Origin of the sequence: Amycolatopsis sp. WAC 04169 (genome assembly GCF_003947535.1) — a bacterium.
Taxonomy (GTDB): domain Bacteria; phylum Actinomycetota; class Actinomycetes; order Mycobacteriales; family Pseudonocardiaceae; genus Amycolatopsis; species Amycolatopsis keratiniphila.
The window spans coordinates 1-949 of the sequence record NZ_QHJI01000037.1; the positions used below are offsets into that span (position 1 = coordinate 1).

Genomic DNA, 949 nt, shown 5'->3' on the forward strand with positions numbered 1-949 from the left:
CGATACGAGCGGAATGTGCGGCGCCCGGTACTCCACCGAGTCCGCGACCTTGCGGAAGTCGGCCGTCATCGCGTCCATCAGCGGCGAGTGGAAGGCGTGCGAGACCCGCAGCAGCCGGGTGCTGCTGCCGCGCTCCTCCAGGAGTGCGGCCACCTCCAGGACCGCTTCCTCGGCGCCGGAGATCACCACGGACCGGGGCCCGTTGACGGCGGCGACCGCGCCGTCCGTCCTGCCGCGCAGCAGTGTGGCGGTCTCCTCCTCGGTGGCCCGGACCGCCACCATGGCTCCGCCCGCGGGCAGCGCCTGCATGAGCCGGCCTCGGGCGGCCACCAGGGTGCAGGCGTCGGCGAGCGAGAACACTCCGGCGACGTGCGCGGCCGCCAGTTCGCCGATCGAGTGACCGGCCACGAAGTCCGGCAGCAGGGACCACGATTCCAGCAGCCGGAAGAGCGCGACCTCCACGGCGAACAGCGCGGCCTGGGTGTACTCGGTCTCGTCGAGGAGCGCCGCCTCGGGGGTCCCGGGGCGAGCGGTCAGTACCTCGCGCAGTGGCCGTCCGAGCAGTCCGTCGAACGCCTCGCACACCGTGTCGAGGGCTTCGGCGTACGCGGGGAACGCGGCGTACAGCTCCTCTCCCATGCCGGGACGCTGGGAGCCCTGGCCGGTGAAGAGGAAGGCGGTGAGCCCGTTCGTCGCGGTGCCGCTGAAGGTGTTCGGGGCGCTGTCGCCCGCGGAGAGGGCCGCGAGGCCGCGCCGCGCCGTCGTGCGGTCCGTGGCGAGGACGACGGCACGGTGGTCGAGGGATGCGCGGCCGGTCGCCAGCGAGTAGGCGGTGTCGACGAGTGCGGTGTCGTCGTCCCCGTCGTGCGTGCCGTGCTCGGCGTGCTCGGCGTGTTCGGCGTGCTCGGCGTGTTCGAGCAGCCGTGCCGCCTGGGCGCGCAGTGCTTCG

At 73.6% G+C, this 949-nt stretch carries 1 protein-coding gene; it reads right to left on the reverse strand.

What is annotated here, in order from left to right:
• Nucleotides 1–949 (reverse strand): acyltransferase domain-containing protein (locus tag DMC61_RS40825; RefSeq protein ID WP_148106761.1); only part of this gene is annotated, 949 nt, incomplete at both ends.